Annotated in this window: 20 protein-coding genes and 1 riboswitch; of the genes, 4 read left to right on the forward strand and 16 right to left on the reverse strand. The window is 70.8% G+C overall.

The annotated features are described in order from the left end of the window. Positions 1-81: 81 nt before the first annotated feature. Positions 82-2,853, reverse strand: a complete 2,772-nt coding sequence (gene gcvP / locus V6V89_RS07080) for an aminomethyl-transferring glycine dehydrogenase (RefSeq protein ID WP_334618167.1) — start codon at positions 2,851-2,853, stop codon at positions 82-84. A 72-nt stretch (positions 2,854-2,925) separates the two neighbouring features. Then, a riboswitch (glycine riboswitch) is annotated at positions 2,926-3,021 on the reverse strand. 83 nt (positions 3,022-3,104) lie between these two features. On the opposite strand from gcvP, the gene mgrA reads away from it, so the two are divergent. Beyond that, positions 3,105-4,100 (forward strand): L-glyceraldehyde 3-phosphate reductase, encoded by a 996-nt coding sequence (mgrA, locus tag V6V89_RS07085; protein WP_442935085.1) that lies wholly within the window; start codon positions 3,105-3,107, stop codon positions 4,098-4,100. 143 nt (positions 4,101-4,243) lie between these two features. On the opposite strand, the gene V6V89_RS07090 is transcribed toward mgrA, so the two are convergent. The 12 genes from V6V89_RS07090 to V6V89_RS07145 form a co-directional block, all read right to left on the reverse strand. Beyond that, the gene (locus V6V89_RS07090; protein WP_334618168.1) at positions 4,244-5,185 is read right to left on the reverse strand and encodes a C45 family peptidase; all 942 of its coding nucleotides are present in this window, start codon (positions 5,183-5,185) and stop codon (positions 4,244-4,246) included. Positions 5,186-5,221: 36 nt separating this feature from the next. Beyond that, the gene (locus V6V89_RS07095; RefSeq protein WP_334618169.1) at positions 5,222-6,373 is read right to left on the reverse strand and encodes an RNA polymerase sigma factor; all 1,152 of its coding nucleotides are present in this window, start codon (positions 6,371-6,373) and stop codon (positions 5,222-5,224) included. A gap of 6 nt (positions 6,374-6,379) precedes the next feature. Further along, positions 6,380-6,787, reverse strand: a complete 408-nt coding sequence (locus tag V6V89_RS07100) for a YciI family protein (RefSeq protein WP_334618170.1) — start codon at positions 6,785-6,787, stop codon at positions 6,380-6,382. A 395-nt stretch (positions 6,788-7,182) separates the two neighbouring features. Next, positions 7,183-7,752 carry a MerR family transcriptional regulator gene (locus V6V89_RS07105; RefSeq protein ID WP_334618171.1) on the reverse strand — a complete coding sequence of 190 codons (570 nt, stop codon included), beginning with the start codon at positions 7,750-7,752 and terminating at the stop codon, positions 7,183-7,185. 95 nt (positions 7,753-7,847) lie between these two features. After that, entirely contained in the window at positions 7,848-8,312 is a 465-nt protein-coding gene (locus V6V89_RS07110; protein WP_265251340.1) for a bifunctional nuclease family protein, read from the reverse strand. 190 nt (positions 8,313-8,502) lie between these two features. Then, entirely contained in the window at positions 8,503-9,183 is a 681-nt protein-coding gene (gene ftsR / locus V6V89_RS07115; RefSeq protein ID WP_334618172.1) for a transcriptional regulator FtsR, read from the reverse strand. Between the two features lie 54 nt (positions 9,184-9,237). After that, positions 9,238-9,684 (reverse strand): oxoglutarate dehydrogenase inhibitor Odhl, encoded by a 447-nt coding sequence (odhI, locus tag V6V89_RS07120; protein ID WP_265251338.1) that lies wholly within the window; start codon positions 9,682-9,684, stop codon positions 9,238-9,240. Between the two features lie 124 nt (positions 9,685-9,808). Continuing rightward, positions 9,809-10,189 (reverse strand): glycine cleavage system protein GcvH, encoded by a 381-nt coding sequence (gcvH, locus tag V6V89_RS07125; RefSeq protein ID WP_334618173.1) that lies wholly within the window; start codon positions 10,187-10,189, stop codon positions 9,809-9,811. A gap of 12 nt (positions 10,190-10,201) precedes the next feature. After that, positions 10,202-11,032 (reverse strand): DUF881 domain-containing protein, encoded by an 831-nt coding sequence (locus V6V89_RS07130; RefSeq protein WP_334618174.1) that lies wholly within the window; start codon positions 11,030-11,032, stop codon positions 10,202-10,204. Between the two features lie 11 nt (positions 11,033-11,043). Further along, positions 11,044-11,376: a small basic family protein gene (locus V6V89_RS07135; protein ID WP_265251335.1), complete on the reverse strand. Its 333-nt coding sequence runs from the start codon at positions 11,374-11,376 to the stop codon at positions 11,044-11,046. A 52-nt stretch (positions 11,377-11,428) separates the two neighbouring features. Next, positions 11,429-12,292: a DUF881 domain-containing protein gene (locus V6V89_RS07140; protein ID WP_334618175.1), complete on the reverse strand. Its 864-nt coding sequence runs from the start codon at positions 12,290-12,292 to the stop codon at positions 11,429-11,431. Further along, entirely contained in the window at positions 12,289-12,876 is a 588-nt protein-coding gene (locus tag V6V89_RS07145; RefSeq protein WP_334618176.1) for a CDP-alcohol phosphatidyltransferase family protein, read from the reverse strand. The genes V6V89_RS07140 and V6V89_RS07145 overlap by 4 nt, the downstream gene beginning before the upstream one ends. A 248-nt stretch (positions 12,877-13,124) precedes the next feature. Here V6V89_RS07145 and V6V89_RS07150 point away from each other — a divergent pair, with 248 nt between their 5' ends. Next, positions 13,125-14,525, forward strand: a complete 1,401-nt coding sequence (locus V6V89_RS07150) for a cellulase family glycosylhydrolase (protein ID WP_334618177.1) — start codon at positions 13,125-13,127, stop codon at positions 14,523-14,525. Between the two features lie 172 nt (positions 14,526-14,697). Here the strand turns inward: V6V89_RS07150 and V6V89_RS07155 are convergent, their stop codons facing one another. Next, positions 14,698-15,648: an ABC transporter substrate-binding protein gene (locus V6V89_RS07155; RefSeq protein WP_334618178.1), complete on the reverse strand. Its 951-nt coding sequence runs from the start codon at positions 15,646-15,648 to the stop codon at positions 14,698-14,700. Between the two features lie 2 nt (positions 15,649-15,650). Beyond that, on the reverse strand, positions 15,651-16,772 hold the full coding sequence (locus tag V6V89_RS07160) for a 5-methyltetrahydropteroyltriglutamate--homocysteine S-methyltransferase (protein WP_334618179.1): 1,122 nt from the start codon (positions 16,770-16,772) through the stop codon (positions 15,651-15,653). Positions 16,773-16,843: 71 nt separating this feature from the next. On the opposite strand from V6V89_RS07160, the gene V6V89_RS07165 reads away from it, so the two are divergent. Continuing rightward, entirely contained in the window at positions 16,844-17,311 is a 468-nt protein-coding gene (locus tag V6V89_RS07165) for a MarR family winged helix-turn-helix transcriptional regulator (RefSeq protein ID WP_334618180.1), read from the forward strand. Positions 17,312-17,362: 51 nt separating this feature from the next. Here the strand turns inward: V6V89_RS07165 and V6V89_RS07170 are convergent, their stop codons facing one another. Beyond that, positions 17,363-18,349, reverse strand: coding sequence for a pectate lyase family protein (locus V6V89_RS07170; RefSeq protein ID WP_334618181.1), 987 nt, complete (start codon positions 18,347-18,349; stop codon positions 17,363-17,365). 237 nt (positions 18,350-18,586) lie between these two features. Between V6V89_RS07170 and V6V89_RS07175 the strand changes: the two genes are divergently transcribed. Continuing rightward, on the forward strand, positions 18,587-19,348 hold the full coding sequence (locus tag V6V89_RS07175) for a cyclase family protein (protein WP_334618182.1): 762 nt from the start codon (positions 18,587-18,589) through the stop codon (positions 19,346-19,348). Positions 19,349-19,350 lie beyond the last annotated feature (2 nt).

Below are 19,350 nucleotides of genomic sequence, written 5' to 3' on the forward strand. Positions count from 1 at the left end.
AAGGCGCGCCCCGAACGGGGCGCGATCCCGACGGCGCCCGGAACGGGCGGGCCCCGCGTACCGGGGCCCGCAAGCGGATCCCTAGGCGAACGCCTCCGGCGCAGGACACGCGCAGACGAGGTTACGGTCACCGTACGCGCCGTCGATGCGCCGCACGGGCGGCCAGTACTTCGTGGCGCGATCCACTCCAGATGGGTACGCGGCCAGCGAACGCGGGTACGGGTGCTCCCACTCGTCGGCGGTCACCATCGCGGCGGTGTGCGGAGCGTTCCGCAGCGGGTTGTCGGCGCCCCACGACTCGACGGAGGAGATCTCGGAACGGATCGCGATCATCGCGTCGCAGAACCGGTCGAGCTCGGCCAGGTCTTCCGACTCGGTGGGCTCGACCATCAGCGTGCCGGCCACCGGGAACGACATCGTCGGCGCGTGGAACCCGTAGTCGATCAGCCGCTTGGCGACGTCGTCGACGGTGACGCCGGTGGCCTTGGTCAGCGGCCGCAGGTCCAGGATGCACTCGTGGGCGACCAGGCCCTTGTTGCCGCTGTACAGCACCGGGTAGTGGGCGCGCAGCCGGGCCGCCACGTAGTTGGCCGCAAGCACGGCCACGCCGGTCGCGCGGGCCAGCCCGTCGGGGCCCATCATCCGCAGGTACGCCCACGAGATCGGCAGGATTCCCGCGCTTCCATGCGGTGCCGCCGACACCGCCGTCGGCAGGTACGGCGTCAGGTGCGCGCGGACCGCGACCGGCCCGACGCCCGGCCCGCCCCCGCCGTGTGGGATGCAGAACGTCTTGTGCAGGTTCAGGTGCGACACGTCCGCGCCGAACCGCCCCGGCTTCGCGAACCCGACCAGCGCGTTCAGGTTGGCACCGTCCACATAGACCTGACCGCCGGCGTCGTGCACCTTGGCGCACAGCGAGGCGATGCCGGTCTCGTACACGCCGTGGGTCGACGGGTACGTCACCATGATGGCGGCCAGCGAGTCGCGGTGCAGGTCGACGAGGCGCTCCAGGTCGACCATGTCGACGTTGCCGTCGGCGTCGCAGGCCACCACGACGACCCGCATGCCGGCCATGACGGCGCTGGCCGCGTTGGTGCCGTGCGCGCTCGACGGGATCAGGCACACGTCGCGGTGCGCCTCCCCGCGACCCAGGTGGTACGCCCGGATCGCCAGGAGCCCGGCCAGCTCACCCTGCGAGCCGGCGTTCGGCTGCACGCTCACCGCGTCGTACCCGGTGATCTCCGCCAGCCACCCCTCCAGCTGGGAGATCAGCGCGGTGTACCCAGCGGTCTGCGAAGCCGGCGCGAACGGGTGCATGTCAGCGAAGGAAGGCCACGTCACCGGCTCCATCTCGGTGGTGGCGTTGAGCTTCATCGTGCAGGAACCGAGCGGGATCATGCCCCGGTCGAGCGCGTAGTCCTTGTCGGCGAGGCGCCGCAGGTACCGCAGCATCGCCGTCTCGGACCGGTGGCTGTGGAACACCGGGTGGGTGAGGAAGTCGGAGGTCCGCGGGAGCGGCACCTTCGGCGAAGCAGCGGCGACGGGCGGAACGCCGAACGCGGCCCACACCGCCTCGACGTGGGTCTGGGAGGAGGTCTCGTCGCACGCGATGACCACCGTGTCGGGCGAGGCCAGCCACAGGTTGACGCCCCGCTCGGCGGCCGCGTCCACGATGGCGGCGGCCCGGCCCGGCACCACCGCCGTCACGGTGTCGAAGAACTCGTCGGAGGCCAACGACACCCCGCCCGCGCGCAGCCCCGCCGCGAGCGTCGCCGCCCGCCCGGCCACCCGGGACGCGATCGCGCGCAGCCCGTCCGGCCCGTGGTACACCGCGTACATGCTCGCCATCACCGCGAGCAGCACCTGCGCCGTGCAGATGTTGCTGGTCGCCTTCTCCCGCCGGATGTGCTGCTCGCGGGTCTGCAACGCCAGCCGGTACGCGGGCGCGCCAGCCGCGTCGCGGGACACCCCGACGAGGCGGCCGGGCAGCATCCGTTCCAGGCCCGCGCGCACCGCCAGGTAGCCGGCGTGCGGCCCGCCGAACCCCATCGGTACGCCGAAACGCTGCGTCGTGCCCGCCGCGATGTCCGCGGCGATCTCGCCCGGCGGACGCAGCAGCGTCAGAGCCAGCAGGTCGGCGGCCACCGTGACCAGGGCGCCGGCTTCGTGGGCGGCCGCGACCAGGTCGGCGTGGTCACGGACCTTTCCAGAGGCGCCCGGGTACTGGAGGTGCAGCCCGAAAAGCTCCGATGGCAGCTCGTCGCTGTCCAGATCGACGGTGACGAGCTGGATGCCGAGCGGCTCCGCACGGGTGCGCAGGACGGCAAGGGTCTGCGGCAGCGTGTCGGCGTCGACGGCGTACACCATGCTCTTGCTCTTGGACACGCGGCGGGCGAGCGTCATCGCCTCGGCCGCGGCGGTGCCCTCGTCGAGCATCGACGCGTTCGCGGTGGCCAGCCCGGTCAGGTCGGTGACCATGGTCTGGAAGTTGAGCAGCGCCTCCAGGCGGCCCTGGCTGATCTCCGGCTGGTACGGGGTGTAGGCGGTGTACCACGCCGGGTTCTCCAGCACGTTGCGGCGGATGACGGCCGGCGTGTGGGTGCCGTAGTAGCCGAGGCCGATCATGCTGGCCGCGACCGTGTTCCGGGCGGCGAGCGCGCGCAACTCGGCGATGGTCTCCGGCTCGCTGGCTGAGGGTGGGAGCACAAGGCCACTGGGCTCATCGGGAAGCCAGCGGATCACCTCGGGGATCGCCGCGTCCATCAGCTCGTCGAGCGAGCCGTAGCCGACGGTTTCGAGCATGCGGCGCTGCTCGTCGGCGGAGGGTCCGATGTGCCGGCCGGCGAAAGTCATGAGGTGCTCCCGGGGAAGGTCGACTATGCGGCCTCCCCCTCTGTCGTACCCGGGAAGGGTCCTTCAGAGTCGCCTGCCCTCGCGGTCCTTCTGCCTGAGAGGTTCCGGGGAGGATTTGCCCCTTCGGCGCCGCCGTGGTGCGTTGGCGGTCTCTCCCGCGCGGGTGGTACCGGCAAGGTCAAACGTACCAGTCCCTGTGTTTCGCGCAGCTGACGGGCGACGAGTGAGCAGGCACGGCTACCGTGATCCACGTGACGTACGTTGCCGCGGACGACCGCTACTCCTCCATGACCTACCGCCGCTCCGGGCGCAGCGGGCTGCGCCTGCCCGCCATCTCCCTGGGCCTGTGGCACAACTTCGGTGAAGGCCGGCCGCGCCAGACGCAGCGCGCGATCCTGCGGCGCGCGTTCGACCTGGGCGTGACCCACTTCGACCTGGCGAACAACTACGGGCCGCCGCCGGGGTCGGCCGAAGAGAACTTCGGCCGAATTCTCCACACCGACTTCGCCGCATACCGCGACGAGATGATCATTTCCAGCAAGGCCGGGTACTACATGTGGCCCGGCCCGTACGGCGAGTGGGGCTCGCGCAAGTACATCCTGTCGTCGCTGGACCAGTCGCTGAAGCGCATGGGCCTGGACTACGTCGACGTCTTCTACCACCACCGGCCCGACCCGGACACGCCGCTGGAAGAGTCGATGACCGCCCTCGACGCGGCCGTGCGCGCCGGCAAGGCCCTCTACGTCGGCATCTCCAACTACAACTCCGAGCAGACCGCCGCGGCGGCCGCGATCCTGCGCGACCTGGGCACCCCGCTGCTGATCCACCAGCCGTCGTACTCGATCCTGAACCGCTGGACCGAACGCGACCGCCTCCTCGACACCCTCGAAGAGGCCGGGGCGGGCTGCATCGCGTTCAGCCCGCTCGCGCAGGGCCTGCTCACCAACCGCTACCTGGGCGGCATCCCCGACGACTCCCGGGTACGCACCAGCGTCTTCCTCAACGAGAGCGACCTGTCCGACGAGCGGATGGCCACCATCCGGGCGCTCAACGACATCGCCGCCCAGCGCGGGCAGTCACTCGCCCAACTCGCGCTCGCCTGGGCGCTGCGCGACGAGCGGATGACCAGCCTGATCATCGGCGCGAGCAGCGTGGCCCAGCTGGAGGCCAACGTCGGCGCCCTAGCCAACCTGGCTTTCACCGACGCCGAGCTGACCGAGATCGACAACCTCGCCCCACCCACCTAGCGCGCCCTTCCGCGCCGTCTCCACGCCCTCTCCCCCTCTCCTCGTCGATCAAGGGCAAACGCACGTGCTTCGATCTCATTTCCGCGTGCGTTTGCCCTTGATCCATGCGAATGCCCTTGATCGGCGAGGCGGGGAGCGTCGCGCTAGCCGGCCCGCACCGTCCACTCTCCCGGCGCGAAGCCGGCGAACGACTGCTCGTGGCGGTGGTCCGGCCACACGTACGTGACCCGGCCCTGCGCCGGCCGGTAGTCGGCCGTGTACACGGTGCCCGCGCCCTCCGCGTACCGCGTCTGGTACAGCGGCGGCCGCAGCATGGCGGCGACGAGCGCGTCCGCCGTCGGGTTGGTCATCGCGCGCAGCGCCGCCAGCCGGCGCTGCGTCGCGTTCGACGCCTCCTCCGCATCCGGCACCGGAGCATCCTGGTGGTTGGTGACGCACGCCTCATCGACGCGCACGGCCCGCCGGTCCGGCCCCAGGTGCACGACGGCGGTCTGCTCCCGGTCGACGAGAATAAGATTCTGCGAGGTGGACACCGGCATCCCGGCCACGGCGCGCCACGCCTCGTCGACGCTCGCGCAGGTCTCCAGCAGGTGCCGCACCACGAGCAGGATGCTCATCCCCCGCCCGTGCGTGAACCGCCCACCGAACGACAGCGCCACCGCCAGCCCGGCGTCGTTCATGCCGTCGAGCAGCCCCCACAGGAAGTCGCCCATACCGATCACCGGACGCAGGAACCGTGACGCCACCACGGTGCGCTCGCAGTGCTCCGGGTTGAAGTCGTAGTTGCGCACCAGAGCGCCCGGCGCACCCGCCATCGAACAGCCGGAGAAGAACGGCTTCAGCGCGGCCTGCGTCAGCACGCCCGCCGCGCCGGGCCGGTCCAGCTCCGCGGCCAGCCCGTCCAGTACGGGCACCAGCTCCGGCATGTGCGCGGCGAACAACTCCCTGGCGGCGGCCTCACCGGCGGGCTCCAGGGCGGCCGGCTCGGTCTCGGCGACGATGACCGGCCACACCGGCTCGGCGACCTTCAGCCACCGCCCGTCACGCCCGTCCCCGACATCGACAGCACGAAAAGTCAGCTCCACGCCCAGGACCCTAACCACCAATCCCGACAGGTCCTGTCAGGAAGACCTGCGCAGTTGCGCGTTGAGGCGTGCCGCCTGTCGCGTGAGGTGCTCGCACTCGGGGAGGTTCGGCGCCGCTCGTGCGGCCTCGGCGTAGAGCCGTGCCGCGGTGACCGGGTCACCGTCACGCTCGTGCAGGTACGCCGCGGCGGCCGTGTAACGGGGCAGGGCCGGATCGAGCTCCGCCAGGGCGGCCAGCCCAGCCCGCGCCCCGTCGGCCTCGCCAACCGCGACGGCCCGGTTGAGGCGGGCCACCGGGCTGTCGGTGAGGCGCACCAACTCGTCGTACCACTCGACGATCTGCACCCAGTCGGTCTCCTCCGCCGTCTGGGCGTCGGCGTGGAGCGCGGCGATGGCGGCCTGTGCCTGGAATTCGCCCAGGCGGTCGCGGCGCAAGGCCGCCTGGAGCACGTCGACGCCCTCAGTGATCAGTTGGGTGTCCCACAGGCCGCGGTCCTGCTCCGCGAGCGGCACGAGCCTGCCCCCGGATGCGGTCCGCGCCGGGCGTCGTGCATGGTGCAGCAACATGAGCGCGAGCAGCCCCGCGACCTCCTCATGGTTGGTCCTGGCCGCCAGCTGGCGGGTGAGCCGGATCGCCTCGGCGGCGAGGTCGACGTCGCCGGAGTAACCCTCGTTGAAGACCAGGTACAGCACGCGCAGGACGGTGGCGACGTCACCGGGCTGGTTGAACCGGACGCCGGAGACGGTCCGCTTGGCCCTGCTGATCCGCTGGGCCATGGTCGCCTCCGGCACGAGGTAGGCCTGCGCGATCTGCCGCGTGGTCAGGCCGCCGACCGCGCGCAGCGTGAGCGCGACGGCCGACGCCGGTGTCAGGGACGGGTGCGCGCACAGGAAGTACAGCTGGAGCGTGTCGTCCATCACCCCGCCTGGGCCGGGCGGGGGCTCGGCCTCGACGAGTTCCTCGCGATGCCGCCGGGAGGTATCGGCGCGGGCAGCGTCGAGGAACTTACGCCAGGCCACCGTGACCAGCCAGCCCTTGGGGTCCCGCGGCGCGCCGTCCGGCCACACGCGTACGGCCTCCACCAGGCCCTCCTGTACGGCATCCTCGGCCGCCGCGAAGTCAGCTCCGCGACGGAAGAGGATGCCGATCACAGTGGGGGTGAGGGTCCTCAGCAGAGCCTCATCCACCGTGCGTCACTCCGTGATGGTCGGGGGCTCGGCCAGGAACGGGCGCAGCTCGAGCCACTCGTGGATCGGCTTCCCGCCCGCGCCCGGAGCCGCCGACAGCTCGCCGGCCAGTTCGAGCGCCCGTTCGTACGTGTCGACGTCGATCACCATCCAGCCGGCGATCAGGTCCTTGGTCTCCGCGAACGGGCCATCGGTAACCGGCGGCCGCCCCTCACCGTCGTAGCGGACGAACGTGCCCTCCGGGGACAGCGCCTGACCATCGACGTACTCGCCCGTAGTCTCGAGCCGAGCGGCGAAATCCCGCATGTACTGGATGTGCGCCGAGACCTCCTCCGGCGTCCACTGGTCCATCGGTACGTCGTTGACCGCTGCCGGCGCGCCGCGGTAGTGCTTGAGCAGCAGGTACTTAGCCATCACGTTCTCCTTGGTGAGGTACGGCCCATTGTCGCCGTGTTCGCTGCGGGGACGGAGCCGCGCCCCGGTTCTCGACATCCGGCCGAGACATTTCTTGGGAAGTTTTAGCCGCAGTCCCCCCAGCATCGCCTGCCCCGCTCGTCCTAGGCCGCCGGTCCGACCGCGCGCGACGCGCGCGAGCGGACCGGCGCGACACCGCCCGCACATGCCCGCTGCGGCGCGCGACCAACAGAGCGCGTGGATCAAGGAAGATCTCATGGATCATGGACAAAGGCACGCGGAAAAGAGGTCCAACCACGTGCCTTTGCCCATGATCGGCGGGCCGAGGGGCCGTGGGAGAGCGCGCCGGGAGGGCGGGCCTGGAGAGGGGGACGGGGCGAGCGGGGGTGAAGGCGTTAGCCGGCGCGGCGGCGGGCGCGGCGGGCGGCCAACTCGTCGCCAGCGGGGGGATCGTCGTCCAGCGGCTCGTCGGCCGGCACCGGGGTGCCGGCGGCCGGCTCGGCCGGCAGGTGGGAGAGGGAGCCCTGGATCTCCTTGAACGCCCCGCCGATCGCGATGCCGAACACGCCCTGCCCACCCTGGAGCAGGTCGACGACCTCCTCCGGCGACCGGCACTCGTAGACCGTGGTGCCGTCGGAGATCAACGTGATCCCGGCGAGGTCGCCGACGCCGCGCGAGCGGAGCGTCTCGATCGCCTTGCGGATGTTCTGGAGGGACACGCCGGCGTCGAGCAGCCGCTTGACGACCTTGAGCACGACCAGATCGCGGAACGAGTACAGCCGCTGCGTCCCGGAGCCGGACGCGTCGCGGATGCTCGGCACGACGAGCGCTGTCCGCGCCCAGTAGTCCAGCTGCCGGTAGCTGATCCCGACCGCGTGGCAGGCGGTCACGCCGCGGTACCCAACGGTGTCGACGTCTTCTGGCTGACCAGACGGCTGACCAGAATCAGAGGGACCCTCAGACATGTGGCAACCTCCCAACGAGGCCAACCCTATAGCGCACCCGCGGGATCCCCGGGGAACGTTTGGCGCGACACGCCGCCAAGGGTGTACGCCACTCCCTATCCCGCGAAGTCCTCCGGACGCACCTGCTCCAGGAACTCCCGGAACTTTTCGACCTCGTCTTCCTGCTCGTCCGGAATGACGATGCCCGCTTCGGTGAGGACCTGGTCGGCGCAGCGGATCGGCGCGCCCACCCGCAGCGCCAGCGCGATCGAGTCGCTGGGGCGCGCGGACACCCGCAGGCCGTCGCCGATGAGCAGGTCGGCGTAGAAGACGTTCTCCTTGAGCTCGGTGATCTCGACCGCGCGCAAGGGCGCCTGCAGCGCCGCCAGGATGTCGCGCATGAGGTCGTGCGTCAGCGGCCGGGCCGGCTTGACGCCCTGCTGCTCGTAGGCGATCGCGGTGGCCTCGACCGCACCGATCCAGATCGGTAGGTAGCGGTCGCCGTCAACCTCTCGCAGCAGCACGATCGGCTGGTTGCTGGGCAGCTCCACCCGCACCCCGACCACGCTCAGCTCGCGCACCGCCCGCCTCCGTGTGGTTGTGTCTTTCCGCCCTCTCTGCACGGTACACGGCCGGCAGATCGGATGCGCAGTACCGCTGGGCTCGCTCGCTTCGCGGCGCTCCAAGGCGGCGCAGCGACCGGCCCGACCGGGTCGGTGCGGTCGGTGGTCACCGGGGCCGGTCGCAGCGTCGCCGCGCCGCTACGCTCGCTCACCTGCCGAGCGTCTCGCGAAGCCCAGCACGCACGAGCGCCGCGTGGAGCTGCTGGGACAGCCCCGCGAGCTCCCGCGCGGTCTCCGCCGCGCGGGCCCGGCCCGCCGGGTCGCTCTGGCGCATCATGGGCGCGAGCAGCTGGGCGAACAGGCCGACCTCGCGGTCGGCGGACGCCCGGTAAGCGCGCAGGTGCCGCGGCTCGAGCCCGTACCGGGCCAGCCCGGCGACCGCCTGCGCCACGGCGAGCGCCTCCCCGTCGTACCGGCCGGGCGCGACCGGGCCGACCAGGCCGAGCCGCTCCACCTCCAGCAGGGTGCCCTCGTCGAGACCGGAGCGCTCCAGCAGCTCAGCACGCGTCAACCGCGACTCCGAAAGCGACGGGGGCGACGACGCCTGCGACCCGACCGCCACCAGCGTCGGGCGCGACGGCGGCGCCGGCGTCTCCGCCTCCTCGCGCTCGGCGAGCTGGTCGCGGATCACCCGCAGCGGCAGGTACTGGTCGCGCTGGGCCGTCAGCACGTACCGCAGCCGCGCCACGTCGTTCCGGCTGTACTTGCGGTACCCGGCCGGCGTGCGCTGCGGCTCCACGAGGCCCTCGGCCTCCAGGAACCGCAACTTCGAGATCGTCGTGTCCGGGAACTCCGGGCGCAACTGGGCAAGCACCTCACCGATGCTCATCAGAGGCGCCGACGGCTGGGGCGGCGATGACGGAGCGCTGCCGAGCGACACGCCCTACCTGGCCTCCTCGTCGGGGCGCGGGCCGGCGATGAAGACCAGGCGGAACTTGCCGATCTGGACCTCGTCGCCGTTGCTGAGAGTGGCCGACTCGACCCGCTCGCGGTTGACGTACGTGCCGTTGAGGCTGCCCACGTCACGCACCGTGAACGTGCCCCCGTCGCGGTGGAACTCCGCGTGCCGCCGCGACACCGTCACGTCGTCGAGGAAGATGTCGCTGTCGGGGTGCCGCCCGCTCGTGGTCACGTCGTGGTCGAGCAGGAACCGGGCACCGGCATTCGGACCCCGCCGTACGACGAGCAACGCCATGCCGGGCGGCAGCGAACCGGACATCCGGCTCGGCACCACATCGGCGTCAGGCCCCTCCAGTACCTCGTCGAGCGAACCGAGGTTCAGTGTGGACGTGACGTCGAGTGGGGGAAACTCGTCGTCTGGGCGAGTCATCGGACCACCTCACGGAATCTTCTCAAGCAGCACGGAGCACAGGGGTTCGCATCGACTGGGCGAGCCTAGCCAGCGCTGAAATGCAGGGTCAACCAGACTCGCGGGCGGTGCCCACGAGGTTGCGTCAGCTCTCTGTCAGCTCACGGTACGCCGCGGCGTCCAGAAGGCCGTCGAGCGCCGCGGGGTCGCTGGGGTCGATCTCCACGAGCCAGCCCTCGCCGTACGGGTCGGTGTTGATGACCTCGGGCGTGTCGGCGAGCTTGTCGTTGCGGGCCACCACCGTGCCGGTCACCGGCCCGTAGATCTCCGACACGCTCTTGGTCGACTCGACCTCGCCGATCGGCTCGCCCGCCGTCACCGCCGTACCCGGGTCGGGCAGCTGCACGTAGACGATGTCGCCCAGGGCGTCCTGCGCGTAGTGCGTGATGCCCACCCGTACGGGCCCGCCGGCGGTGGCCGCCACCCATTCGTGCTCCGCGGTGTAGCGCAAATCATCGGGGATCACGGCATTCCTTACCTATGAGGCGGGGCGTGCGTACTGCAAGCTGTTCGGCGCGGCACGGGCCGACACCTCGACCACGTCCCGCTCCTGGACGATCACCGTACCGTTGTCGTTACCGACGGACTCCACCACCCCACCGGGAATCTTCAGGGCGGTCTCCATCGTGCGCGACTCGCCGATGACGTCGATCGTGTAGGGGCCGGTGAGGTGGTCACCGTCCACTGTGATCCCGCCCTGGGCGTCGAGGAAATAGGTCGACGCGACGATCCGCACGGCACCCCCGTCGGAGCCACTGATCTGCATGGCCTCCGCGCCGGCGCCACGCAGCTCCTGCACCGCGTCGAGAAGTGCCGCGGCCTTGAGCGGCTGGTCCCCCGCCGCGAACCGGACGGTCAGTCCCGGCCCTTGGGCCGGGAGCGTGCCGGCGAGGACGCCGAGCTCGTCGGCGCGACGGCCGGCCTCCTCCAGGGCCGCCTGGCGGCCCTCGACACCGGAGGTGAGCTGGCGCTGGCTGTCTTCCAGGCCGGAGATCTCCTGCCGCAACCGCTGCTCGCGCGCCTCCAGGTCGGCCAGGATGCGCACCAGGTCTTCCTGGCGCGCCGAGGCCAGGCCGGTGTCCTCCGAGTTGCTCTTGACCTGGACGACCAGGGTGAAGCCCAGCACGCCCAGCAGCAGCGCGATGACCACTCCGGCGGAGCTGAGGCGCCGCGCGGGTTTGGCCGCCGCCTTCGGCACCACCGGGGTGGTGCGCGGCGCGGTGTCCGCGCGGGGCGCCGGCCGCGCCGCGCCGTCAGGCCATCCGGTACCTGTCGGCCTGCGCCCGGGGTTGATCGGGTCAGAGTTCATCGGCACCGAACCTACGCCTTGAACAGCAGCCGGCGGATGGCGGCCACGTTGCCGAAGATGCGGACACCCAGGACGACGACCACGCCGGTTGACAGCTGGCCGCCGACACCGAGCTGGTCGCCCAGGTACACGATCAGCGCCGCCACCAGGACGTTCGAGATGAACGAGATCACGAACTGCTTGTCGTCGAAGATCCCGTCGAGCTTGGCCCGGATGCCGCCGAACACCGCGTCGAGCGCGGCGACCACCGCGATCGGCAGGTACGGCTGGAGGCCGAGCGGCACCGTGGGATCCAGAACCACGCCCAGCACCACGCCGATGACCAGCGCGAGTACAGCGATCATGCGGGGTCCCTGCGGAAACGTGGAGCGCAGCGGAGCGTTTTCGTGGGGTGCCTCATTTCCCGCCTTCCGAGGGTGAGGGCGACGCCGACGGGGACGGCGTGGCGTAGCGCAGGCGCGGCTCGGCGGCCGCCGGCAGGCTCAGGTCTTCGGCGTCCCGTACCTCGAAGGACATGCCGTGGTCGGCCACGAGCGCCCGGAACAGCCGCCCGGTGGGGCTGTCGCGCAGCTTCTTGTCCATGTCGTCCGGGCCGATCGCGCGGATCTCGTACGGCCGGGTCACCGGCCGGAAGTCCACCAGGATCGCCGAACCGGCCGCCCGGATCGTCGACGTCGCGGTCAGGCGCTGGTCGTTGATGGCGATCGCCTCCGCGCCGGCGCTCCACAGCGCGTTGGCGATGTCCTGCAGGTCACGGTCGAGCACCCGGCCCAGCTCCGGCTTGCCGTCGGCGCCGGTGACGGCGTCGATCGCGGACGGCGCGTCGTCGACGCGTACGACCACGCCGCCACCGCGCACCCGGGCGAGGCCGGTCACGGCCTCCAGGTCGCGCAGCCTCTCGGCTTCGGTGTCGCCGAGCGCGGCGTCGCGCAAGGCCGCCACCTCGCCGCGCAGCCGTTCGGCCTCCGTCTCGAGGCGGTCGCTCTCGGCCTGGCGCTGCTCGATCTGGCCGACCAGGCCGGCCCGCGCCTGGCTGCGCGACGGCTCGTCGGCGAGGGTCTGGCGGTACGCCACCACGAGCAGGAAGCCGACGGCCATGACCGTGACGGCGCTGACGATCTTGGTACTGGTGGCGCGCCACCCGGCAGGCGAACCGTTCTCGGCGCGGCGACGTGCGGCGTCCGCGTACCCGGGATCGAGCGGGTCGCGGAACAGCTGGGTCAGGAAGTCGGGCGCGAACACCCGGTTCTTGTCATTCATGTCTTCCTCGGGGCCGACCGCACGAGGCTGGCGACCTGCGCGACGTACAGGGCTCCCGCCACCCAGTACAGCACCAGTCCCCACCAGGCGAGCGCCCACCCGATCGGTCCGGCCACCGCCTCGGCGCCGGACGAGGCGTGCGCGAGCAGTAGGACGGGGAACGCGGCGAGCAGGATGAACGTGGCGGTCTTGCCGACGTAGTGCACCGGCGGCGGCCCGTACCCGTGCCGGCGCAGCACCGCGAGCGCGCCCAGCAGCATCAGCTCGCGCACCAGCAGCGCGGCGGTGAACTGCCACGGCACCACCTCGCGCACCGTGAACGCGACGAGCGTGGCGAGGATGTACAGCCGGTCGGCGGCCGGGTCGAGCAGCTCCCCCAGCCGGCTGACCTGGCCGAGGCGCCGCGCCGCGTATCCGTCGACCCAGTCGCTGGTGCCGCCGATGGCGAGCACGACGACCGCCGCGACGTCCGCGTGCGGGACGAGGAAGAGATAGAGGAACAGCGGTACGCCCAGGAGGCGCGCGAAGCTGATCAGGTTCGGGATCGTGAGGATCCGCGTGTTCGGTGTCTGGACGTGCGACACCGAGCCTCCCTCCCGCCCCTGACCTGGTGCCCTGCCGACGTGCACTATAGCCCTCGCTCCCCCGCGCGGACCGCGCCACACCCTCTAAGGCATCCTAGGATGCTAGGTATGCCTCGCAACTTAACCGGTTGTGTTGGGTCGGGCCATTCATTTACGCTGATGCCGTCACCCTGGGAGCCGGGTGGTCGTCGCCGGGCTGTGGGCACAGCCCCTCACCTGCCCTCACGGGCTCCTACCTGAGGTGAATCATGAAACGGAAGATCGCGATCGCGGGTACCGCGGTGCTCGCCCTGGTCGCCTCGATCATGTTCTTCGTCAAGCCTGCCGACGCGGCCGTCGGGCTGCGCGTCAGCAGCGGGCGGATAACCGAAGCCAACGGCAGCAACTTCGTCATGCGTGGCGTCAGCCACCCCCACGTCTGGTACACCAACCAGACCAGCTCGTTCGCCAACATCAAGGCGCTCGGCGCCAACACGGTCCGGGTCGTGCTCGGCAGCGGCCAGCGTTGGGGTCCCAGCAACGACCTCGGCACCATCGTCAACCTGTGCCGCACCAACCGGCTCATCTGCGTGCTCGAGGTGCACGACACCACCGGATTCGGCGAGGAGGGCGCGGCCGCCACGCTCGACCAGGCCGCCAGCTACTGGATCGGCCAGCGCACCGCGCTCGCCGGCACCGAGAACTTCATCATCATCAACATCGGCAACGAGCCGTTCGGCAACAACCAGGGCGTCAGCGCCACCTGGCCGACCGCCACGTCGAACGCGATCGGCCGGCTGCGCAACGCCGGCTTCGAGCACATGATCATGGTTGACGCGCCGATGTGGGGCCAGGACTGGCAGTTCATCATGCGTGACAACGCGCAGACGGTCTTCAACAGCGACCCGCAGCGCAACACGGTCTTCTCGATCCACATGTACGGCGTCTTCGACACCGCCGCGGAGATCCAGGACTACCTGGGGCGCTTCCGTACGGCCGGCCTGCCGATCGTGGTCGGCGAGTTCGGCCACAACCACTCCGACGGCAACCCCGACGAAGACACCATCATGTCGTACACCCAGGCCAACGGCATCGGGTACATCGGCTGGTCGTGGAGCGGCAACGGCGGGGGCGTCGAGTACCTCGACATGGTCACCAACTTCAACCCCGCCCAGCTCACCTCCTGGGGTCAGCGGATCTTCAACGGCGCCAACGGCATCCGCGCCACCTCGCGCGAGGCGACCTGGTTTGGCGGCACTAACCCGACGACGCCGCCCACCACCCCGCCCACCACGCCGCCGACCACCCCGCCCACGACACCGCCGACCACGCCGCCCACCACTCCCCCGACCAGCAACCCGCCCACCGGCCGCACCTGCACGGCCACGTACGCGATCACCGGCCAGTGGCAGGGCGGCTTCCAGGCCGAGGTCCGGATCACCGCGGGCAGCTCGGCGATCAGCGGCTGGACCGTCAACTGGACGTACGCCAACGGCCAGTCCGTCACCCAGTCCTGGAACACCACGCTCAGCTCCAGCGGCTCGTCGGTGACCGCCCGCAACGTCGGTTACAACGGCGCCCTGGGCGCGAGAGCGAGCACCACGTTCGGCTTCCTCGGCTCCTGGAACGGCACCAACACAGCACCCACCCCCACCTGCACCGCGACCTGACCCCGCCGCCCCTTGGGCGGCCCAGCCCTCGGGGCCTGGGCCGCCCAACACCGCTGGTCAAGGGCAAACGCACGGGGAAAAGAGATCGAACCACGTGCGTTTGCCCTTGATCGGCGCAAGAGGGCCGCCGCCGCGCGGCGGCGGACCCGCGCGACGAGGCGGAGCGGACGGACTATGGAAGCAGCGACGCCAGGTCCGCCGGCTTGGTGAGCAGGCCGTCGGCCAGCGCGAGATCGGCCAGGGTCTGGACCGACGCGCGGTTGATTTCGGGGGGCCACTTCGGCAGGGTCAGGTCGGCGATGACCTCGGGGGCGATCTGCGTATACGTGCCGATCACCGCCCGCGCCTCGTCAGGGTGGTCGTTCGCGTACGCCAGCGACTCCCGCATCGCCTCGCCGAACCGCCCCACCAGGTCGGCGTCCTGCGACGTGAGCGACGTAGACGTGAAGTACACCGCCACCGTCAGGTCGGGCGCCGCGTCGACGTAGCTGCTCGCCACCGAGCGGGCCCCCTGCGCGCGGGCCGCCGACTGGAACGGCTCGACCATGAAGGCAGCGTCGACCCGGCCGCCTCGCAGCGCCGCCGGCATGTCCGGGAACGGCATCTCGACGAACCGCAGGGAGCGCGGGTCGCCGCCGGCCTTGCGTACCGACGCCCGCACCGTCGTGTCGACGATGTTCTGAAGCGTGTTGACGGCGACGGACCGGCCGGGCAGGTCGGCGGCGCCGCGGATCGGGCTGTCGGCGTTGACCAGGACGCTGCCGAAGTCCTGGCCGTCGACGCCGGTGGAGTTGTTGCCGTTGCAGACCACCTTGAGCGGCAGGTTCCGCGACCGGGCCAGCAGCAACGAGACCACGTTGCTGAACCCGAACTGGAACTGCCCGCTCAGCACCGCCGGCACGATCGCCGCGCCGCCCTGCGCGTTGGTGAGCGTCAGGTCGATGTCGCGGCTGGTGAAGAAGCCCTTCTGCTTGCCCAGGTGGATCGGCGCCACGTCGAGGATGGCGATGACGCCGACCGTGACCTGGTCGCGGCGCCCGGGAGCGGGGGTGGCGCCACCGCCGTCGCCACAAGCCGCAACGAAACCGGCCGGGACCAGCGCCAGCACGGACCGCCGGCGCACGATCAGTCACCCCAGACGTCGAGGGCGGTTTCTACGATCAGGCCGAGCTTGGCGACCTGGTCGTCGTAGGTGAGCGCGTTGCCCTCCACCGTCGAGGAGAACCCGCACTGCGGCGACAGGCACAGCTGCTCCAGCGGCACGTACTTGGCCGCCTCGTCGATGCGGCGTTTCAGGTCGTCTTTGCTCTCCAGCTCGCCCCGCTTGGTGGTGACGAGGCCGAGTACGACCATCTTGCCGGGCGGCACGAACCGCAGCGGCGCGAAGCCGCCGGAGCGCTCGTCGTCGTACTCCAGGAAGAAGCCGTCGACGGCGAGCTGGGTGAAGAGGGCTTCGGCGACGAAGTCGTACCCGCCCTCCGCCGCCCACGACGACCGGAAGTTGCCCCGGCACATGTGGGTAGTCACGGCCATGCCGGGCGGACGCCCGGCGAGGGCGGCGTTGATCTGCCGGATGTACCGCTCGTGCTGGTGCATCGGGTCGCCGCCCTGCGCCGCGACCAGCTCGCGCTGTCGCGGGTCGTTGAGGTAGGCGAGGCTGGTGTCGTCGAGCTGGAGGTACGTGCAGCCGAGCTGCCCGAGCCGGCGCACCTGCTCGGCGTAGGCGGCGCTGAGGTCGTCCCAGAACTGGTCGAGGTCGGGGTAGACGGTCGGGTCGATGGCGGCCCGGCCGCCGCGGTAGTGGACCATGCTGGGCGACGGGATGGTGAGCTTCGGCCGGGCGCTGGTCACCTGCCCGCGCAGGTACGTGAACGCGTCGCCGAAGATGGTGTCGGCCAGCGTGACGCGGTCGTGCACGCGCAGCGCCGCCGACGTGAACTCCAGCGTGCCGGACTCGTTGAAGAACTGCACGGTGAGCTTCTGGTCGGCGGGGTCGATGCCGCCGAGCTGGTAGATGAAGTCCATGTGCCAGGAGGTTCGCCGGAACTCGCCGTCGGTGGCCGACTGGAGCCCGACCTCCTCCTGCATGCGGACCACGGCGCTGATCGCGCCGTCCTCCACTGACCTCAGCTCGTCGGCCGTGATACGGCCGGCGGCTCGGTCTTCCCGAGCGCGCAGCAGCGCGGGCGGGCGCAGCAGGCTGCCGACGTGGTCGGCGCGGTACGGAGGGATCGTGCGCGCAACCATGCGTCAACGATAGTCCTCAATGGGGTCGCGGGCGCGGGATGCGTGCCCGGCTCACCCCATATCCTTGTTGAGTGGATCAAGTGCACTGGCTGAGCGATGAGGAGCAGCGCGCCTGGCGCGCGCTCGCCGGTGTCGTCATGCTCCTGCCTTCGGCGCTCGACACCCAGCTCCAGCGCGACTCGCAGCTCACTCACTTCGCGTACACGGTGATGGCCATGCTTTCCGAGTCGCCGACCCGGTCGGCGCGCATGAGCGAGCTGGCCGCCCTGGCCAACGGCTCCCAGTCGCGCCTGTCGCACCTGGTCGCCCGGCTGGAGGAGCGCGGCTGGGTGCGGCGCGAGCGCACCCCGCAGGACGGCCGCGGGTACGTGGCAGTGCTCACCGACGCCGGGTACGAGAAGGTCGTGGAGAGCGCGCCGGGCCACGTCGGCGAGGTGCGCAGGCTGGTGTTCGACGCGCTCACGCCCGAGCAGGTGGCGCGCATGGAAGAGGTCGCCCGCGCCATCCTGGCCAAGGTGGATGAGGACGAGACCTGCTAAGTCGCGAATGGGGCGGCCACAAGGGGCCGCCCCATTCGCGAGCCAAAAGGCTCAGATCTTGCCGGTGCCGGCACCGCTCTGAACAGAGGCCTTCACGCTGCTCGCGCTGTCCATCTGGTACGAGTACGGGATGCTGCGGACGCTGCCGCCCTGCTGGCCCGAGCCCGAGTTGACGAAGTGGTTGTTGCGGGCGACCAGCGAACCGGCCGGCGAGCTTCCCTCACCGCGGTGGAACGGGTCCTTGACGTTCTCGAAGTAGTTGCCTTCGACGAGGACACCGGCCTCGCAGGTGGAGGCGACGCCGTAGCTGCCGACGTTGCGGTAGTAGTTGTTGAACACGTGCACCGGGTTGCCGAAGCGGACCCGCGGGTGGCGCTGGTTGCTGCCGTCGAAGTAGTTGTTGTTGTACGTGACGCGCAGCTTGCCGCGGTCTTCGCCGCCGTTGCTGTCGGAGTGCCCGAGCAGCATCGACTTGTCGTGGCTGAAGAACCTGTTCCACGACACCGTGACGTAGTCGGACGCGCGCTTGATGTCGACCGCACCGTCGGAGCCGTTGCTGAAGCTGTTGTGGTCGATCCAGACGCGCGTCGAGTACTGCACGTTGATAGCGTCGTCGCCCCAGTTCCGGAAGTTGATGTTCCGGATGATGACGTTGCTGACGCTGGCGACGTTCAGCCCGCCGCCGGTGATCGTCGCGCCGCTGCCGACGCCGATGATCGTCTTGTTGGCGGCGACCTTCTGCATGCCGCTGATCGAGATCGTGCCGGATACCCGGATGACCCGCGAGCCGCTGGCCTGCATGTTGCTGATCAGGGCCGACGCCGTGGTGACCGTCACCGCTGAGGCGCTGCCGCCGCCGCTGGTGCCGCCACCCTGGGTCGCCCAGCCCTGCATGTTGAACGTCGCCGCGTTGGCGCTCGGCATCGCGACGAGCGCGCCGGTGGCGGCGAGGCCGAGAGCGGCGGCCGCGATCAGCGGACCGCGCCAGCGGCGTGACCGGGTTCGTGGGGTTGGGGTACCGGTCGGTTCGGGTGTCATGGGGAAAACCTCCCATTGGACTGGATGCCGCGCGCCGCCGAAGCTGTGGCAGAACAGCTGCTGGTGGTGTGCGCCTACGGTGGGAAGCCCGGCTGGTTCGGGTCGTGCGGTCGCAAGCTCCCGCACATGGAAAGCGCTTTCCTTACCGAGGAAGATTATCGACTTGTATCGATCCTGTCAACAAGCCTCGCGAAGCGGACGATTCCGCGCGGTACGACCCGCGCCTAACATCGCCCCATGACGCTCCTCTCCGGTCTCGTCGGCGCCCTCTCCGCAGGCGCCGTCGAGGTGGTCGACCTGACCGCTCCCCTCTCCGCGCGGACGCCGATCATCGGCCTCCCCGAACCCTTCGGCCAGACCCGCCGCTTCGAGCTCACCGAGATCAGCCGGTACGACGCCGCCGGGCCGGCGTGGTACTGGAACAACTTCGCCACCGGCGAGCACACCGGCACCCACTTCGACGCTCCCATCCACTGGATCACCGGCCGCGAACTGCCCGACGTGTCGCAGGTGCCGCCCAAGCACCTGATCGGGCCCGCCGCCGTCCTCGACGTCTCCGAGCGGGCCGCCGCCGACGCCGACTTCCTGGTCGAGGTCGAGCACATCGAGGCGTGGCAGTCCACGCACGGCCCGCTGCCCGAGGGTGGATGGCTGCTCGTGCGCACCGGCTGGGACGCGCGCTCCGAGGACGACGAGGCGTACGCCAACGGCGGCCACACGCCGGGCGTCTCGGTCGCCTGCGCCAAGTGGCTCGCCGAGCAGGCACCGGTCATCGGCGTGGGCGTGGAGACGGTCGGCACCGACGCGGGCGCCGCGCACTCGTTCGACCCGCCGTTCCCCTGCCACTCGTACCTGCTGGGCGCCGGCAAGTACGGGCTCACCCAGCTCCAGAACCTGGCCGCGCTGCCGCCCACCGGCGCGGTGCTGATCGCCAGCCCACTGCCCATCGTGGACGGTTCCGGCAGCCCGTGCCGGGTGCTGGCGCTGGTCGAGCGCTAGCC

This window comes from Micromonospora sp. CPCC 206061 (assembly GCF_036906915.1).
GTDB lineage: Bacteria > Actinomycetota > Actinomycetes > Mycobacteriales > Micromonosporaceae > Phytohabitans.